The sequence below is a fragment of the Paraburkholderia sp. UCT2 genome (assembly GCF_014397665.1).
Taxonomy (GTDB): domain Bacteria; phylum Pseudomonadota; class Gammaproteobacteria; order Burkholderiales; family Burkholderiaceae; genus Paraburkholderia; species Paraburkholderia tuberum.
In genome coordinates this window covers 1-4,477 of sequence record NZ_VZQO01000101.1, presented here as the reverse complement: position 1 = coordinate 4,477, position 4,477 = coordinate 1, and the positions used below count along the sequence as shown (strand labels likewise).

4 protein-coding genes are annotated in these 4,477 nt (G+C 60.1%); 3 read left to right on the top strand and 1 reads right to left on the bottom strand.

Annotated elements, in window-relative coordinates:
- Positions 1-222: 222 nt before the first annotated feature.
- Positions 223-399, bottom strand: coding sequence for a hypothetical protein (locus F6X39_RS35680; protein WP_167368717.1), 177 nt, complete (start codon positions 397-399; stop codon positions 223-225).
- A gap of 605 nt (positions 400-1,004) precedes the next feature.
- On the opposite strand from F6X39_RS35680, the gene F6X39_RS35675 reads away from it, so the two are divergent.
- From F6X39_RS35675 to F6X39_RS35665, 3 genes are all read left to right on the top strand, one after another.
- Complete coding sequence (locus F6X39_RS35675) at positions 1,005-1,382, top strand: STAS/SEC14 domain-containing protein (RefSeq protein ID WP_090807178.1); 378 nt, start codon at positions 1,005-1,007, stop codon at positions 1,380-1,382.
- Between the two features lie 311 nt (positions 1,383-1,693).
- Entirely contained in the window at positions 1,694-2,125 is a 432-nt protein-coding gene (locus tag F6X39_RS35670) for a hypothetical protein (RefSeq protein WP_187620088.1), read from the top strand.
- 316 nt (positions 2,126-2,441) lie between these two features.
- Positions 2,442-4,295 carry an FAD-dependent oxidoreductase gene (locus F6X39_RS35665; RefSeq protein ID WP_262414935.1) on the top strand — a complete coding sequence of 618 codons (1,854 nt, stop codon included), beginning with the start codon at positions 2,442-2,444 and terminating at the stop codon, positions 4,293-4,295.
- The last annotated feature ends 182 nt before the right edge of the window (positions 4,296-4,477 follow it).

Sequence of the window (4,477 nt, the reverse complement as noted above, 5' to 3'; positions counted from 1 at the left end):
CGGGTCGAACAGCGACATTCGAAACGCCGCTTCTGGACGACCTGTCCCGCCTCCGCTGGCAGGTACCTGCCCAGCTGTGACCAGTATCACCGAATGCGGGGCAGGCTACCTATATCGCAAGATTGTCGGTCACGAACCACGTCTCATCCGTGCTCGCGCCGGACAGCCAATTCACGTCAAGCCACCTTCTAAAGCCCGACGCCATACAAGGGTTGCGGATGCCTACTTGCCGCCGATGCCGACCTTGCCGCGCCCGACCTTTCGATGCGGCACACAGGGGCGCAGCCTCTTCCTTGAGCTAGCCGTCAATGTGACGTGCTCCGCAGGGTAGCGGGTCGTCCTGTTCAGCGCGGCCTGATAGGCGGAATGGCCCGGATCGATGCGCTTGAGAGCTGACATCACTGACTCCTCCTCAGAGGATTCTAGTCCGAAACGGCACGGCGGTTATGTCGCCTTCCTGAACATGCTGTAGTCGAAGTCCGCGACCCGGCGCTCGGCGAACCCGGGCGTGCCCTTGACGATTGCCATGCGCTCGTTCCGGTGTGCGCCCACAGGTAATTATTCGAGCGCGCGGCGCACACGCGCGGGATTCTAACCTTCAATCCAATCGGGACTCGTGCGTCCCTTCCCGGGTGGGGCGGGACACGGCATGCCGTCGGGGCGAAAAAACCGAATCTCGACGGGCACCCCAAGCAACGCATCCTTTCGGCCATCGATCACGACATCGCGAGCCTGCTGGAACAGTCGGCTGATGCCGAACCGGCTTCGGCACCCCGGCCGCGCATGAAGGGGCGGCTTCATAATTCCGACAATAAAGCACGCTAAGCGGTGGACGCAGGTTGCCAGCTGCGCATTCGTGTCCGCCTCTTGTCGGCCGGCCATGAGCGGTCACTGACCCTGCGGGAACTGTTACCCGAAGCGGTCGCTCATGAGCCTACAATAGGAACGCATCATCGCGGCCGCAGGCACCGAATTGCACTGCGGAGAACCAATGGGGGACGGCGATGTTCAAATTCATCGATGGGTTACCGCAAGATGTGCTCGCGATCGAAGCCACGGGCAAGGTTACGCACGACGACTACAAAAGTACACTCATACCCAAGGCTGAGGCGATGATGGGCAAGGGGCCGATCAAGATGCTCTATGTCGTCGGGAAAGAGTTCACGGGATTTGAGGTTGGAGCGCTTTGGGATGACGGCGCGTTCGGGCTGAGGCACTGGCACGATTTCAGCCACATCGCAGTGGTTACGGATCTCGCATGGCTACGGGTTATGGTTGGTATGCTAAAACCCTTTTTTCATGGCGATGTCCGCTTGTTCTCGCTTGCTGAATTGCCTACCGCGAGACGCTGGATCACGGACTCCAAGCGAGTTAGTCGATGAATAACATCCGCTGCTAAAAATCTGAAATCCATCTGCGCTACAAGGCGTTTCTACGGAAGATGAATTTGCCGGAACAACCTCATTGCACCATTTTCGATTCCCTATTGCTGTCAGTCACGAGTGTCTCAAGCGGTCGGCCTCGGCCTTTCGCGCGAGACGCAGCTCGCGAATTCAGGCCCGTGGCGTCATCTGGCAGAGGTCGCCAGTTAAAGACCTTCGACGTCTCGGCCAAAATTGACGACGATGTTCCCAAGGAAAGATTGCGGGTCGTGCTCCGTCGTCGGAGACGCCGCTGAATCTAAAAGGAAAACATGAGACGACTGTTCCTCGCTGGGCTCGCAGCCACCTCTTTCGTGACTTGCGTTCATGCGCAAAGCAACGCGTCCGGCCCGCTCGTCACGCCCTTGGGTAACTTGCAATTCGTGCGCGTCGACGGCGATTTCGTGGGGATGCTCGACAAGGAAATTTTCGATCGCTTTAGCGCGAGCATGCTCACGCATTTCGACGACGTAGGCAATGCAAATGACAGCGTCACGCGCACGCTCGTGCAGACTGATTCCGGCCCGGTGCTGTACGACTTTCGCCACCATCCGCCGCTTGTGCAACGCTCGGGTAAGCGCATGACGGTCAAGCGCGTGTTCTGGCAAGGCGATGAAGTCGTGATGCAAAGCTCGCAAGGCTGGTTCCAGTTCAAACGCGGCGTGCTGACGAAGCTGCAGTCGTCTACGACGACGTACCATTGATTACGCGCACACCCCCCAACACGCGAGCCAGCGATGACATACGTCGCCTCGCCGCGCACGTCGTTGCCTTTTTCCAAGTTGCCTTAACCTCTTGCGGGTCGAGCTCAGCGCGTCGTCGTGGGACAGGTTTCGGCCAATCGACCCCGAAGGCTAAGTCGTTGAAAATCTGTCCGGCGGTGGGCTGGGGGCTAACGATTTGCGATGCACGGTTGGCGGACTTCGAACGCTTGATGCACGTCTTCCGGTCACCCCATGATTCGAAGAGTTCCGCCGGTTTCTCAGTCATCCGGGTTGCAACCATATTGAGATTTCACGCATGCCGATGAAACCTTCAAACAAAACCACGTCCTCGAAGAGACGACGTATTTTGCAATCTGCGGTCGGAATCACATTTTTGCATGGTGCCCGGAAACAGATGCTCGCTTCGGCGCAAGCGGCGGTATCCGGAGCGTTCACTCGCGTGCGTCCGGGCGATCCAGGCTGGCCGTCCGAGGCGCATTGGAACGAACTCAGCCAGCAGGTCGGCAATGCACTGGTGAAAGTGCAATCGCCCCTGGTGGCTTGCCTGAACGCGCCCGATAGTGACGACTGCAGGCAACTATTCAGGGAGCTCAAGAACCCCTATTTTCTCGGCGACGAGGTGGGCCTAACGCAAACCCTCGGCTGGGTTGACGCGTGGACATCGACACCCAGCGTCTACGCGGTGGCTGCGCGCAACACGAATGACGTCGTCGTCGCCGTTAACTTCGCACGTCGGAACAATCTCCGCCTCGTGGTGAAGGGCGGCGGCCACAGCTATCAAGGCACATCGAATGCGCCGGACTCTCTGCTGGTCTGGACGCGAAAAATGAACAACATCACCGTGCAGGACGCGTTTGTCGGCACAGGATGCGAGGGACATGCGGCACCGGTGAGGGCGGTCACGGCCGGTGCCGGCGCGCTCTGGGCGCACGTCTACGATGCGGTCACTACCAAGGCGGGCGGTTACGTGCAAGGTGGCGGCTGCATGACGGTCGGCGTGGCTGGCCTGATCCAAAGCGGCGGGTTCGGCAGCTTTTCCAAGGCCTACGGACTGGCCGCGGGAAGCCTGCTCGAAGCGGAAGTTGTGACGGCAGATGGCGCGGTCCGGATCGCCAATGCCTGCACGAATCCCGATCTATTCTGGGCGCTGAAAGGCGGCGGCGGCGGGAGCCTGGGCGTGGTCACCCGGCTGACGCTGCGGGTTCACGAATTGCCCGAGACTTTCGGCGCGGTGAACATGACGATCAAGGCGACATCGACGTCTGCGTTTCGCCGGCTGATTGGCGTGATCGTCGACTTCTATAATCAGAACCTGATGAACCCGCACTGGGGCGAACAGATCAGATTTCGCCGCGACAACGTCCTCACTATCTCGATGGTGTTCCAGGGGCTCAGTCGCAGTGAAGCGCAAGCGATCTGGCAGCCGTTCATGGATACGCTTGCCGCGTCCCCGGACGATTTCAAGGTCGAGTTCTCGCCACTGAAGATTGTCGCCATCTCGGCCCGCAGTTTCTGGGCTCCAACCCTGTTCAAGAAGCTCCTCGGCTTCATCAGCACCGACGACCGGCCGGGCGCACCCGACGACAATATCTTTTGGTCGGGTAATCGCGGAGAGGCGGGACAAGTGCTACACGGCTACGAGTCCGCGTGGCTCCCCGCGGCCTTGCTGCAAGATGACCGGCGTCAAACCCTGGCCGACACGCTGTTTGCGGCGACCCGTCAATGGAGCGTGTCGCTGCACGTCAACAAGGGCTTGGCGGGTGCACCGGCGGAGGCTGTCGCTGCCGCGAGAAACACCGCCACGAACCCGGCCGCGCTGGACGCCTTCGCGTTGCTTATCGCCGGGGCGGAGGGGCCGCCCGCGTATCCCGGCATTCAGGGCCACGAGCCCGACACCGCGCTGGCGCGCCGGGACCGGCAGGCCATCGGACGTGCAATGGCCGAGGTGCGCAAGCTGGTTCCAGACGCCGGTTCCTACGTGGCGGAAAGCAATTTTTTCGACGCGGACTGGCAGCGGTCCTTCTGGGGCTCAAATTACAGCAGGCTGCTCGCCATTAAGGATCAGTATGATCCCGATGGTTTGTTCTTCGTTCATCACGGCGTAGGGAGCGAACGCTGGAGCGCCGACGGTTTCACGAAAATCGTCTGAACGACTCGACCTTCGAACTCGCACATATGGTTCAGCGGAAATCACATTTCGAAATCTCGTATTGAGGCTTCCCAGCACCATTCGGTCATGACAGGCCGCTAACGTGAATGTTGAAAGGCTATATCCGGTCGACTCCCGCCGACCGCATCGGGCAGGACCCGGCCATCAAGCGTCATTCGCCC

What these genes read in the sequence shown, in the direction of transcription:
- F6X39_RS35680 (WP_167368717.1), bottom strand. Translation starts at nt 399, where the DNA reads ATGTCAGCTCTCAAGCGCATCGATCCGGGCCATTCCGCCTATCAGGCC.
- F6X39_RS35675 (WP_090807178.1), top strand. Translation starts at nt 1,005, where the DNA reads ATGTTCAAATTCATCGATGGGTTACCGCAAGATGTGCTCGCGATCGAA.
- F6X39_RS35670 (WP_187620088.1), top strand. Translation starts at nt 1,694, where the DNA reads ATGAGACGACTGTTCCTCGCTGGGCTCGCAGCCACCTCTTTCGTGACT.
- F6X39_RS35665 (WP_262414935.1), top strand. Translation starts at nt 2,442, where the DNA reads ATGCCGATGAAACCTTCAAACAAAACCACGTCCTCGAAGAGACGACGT.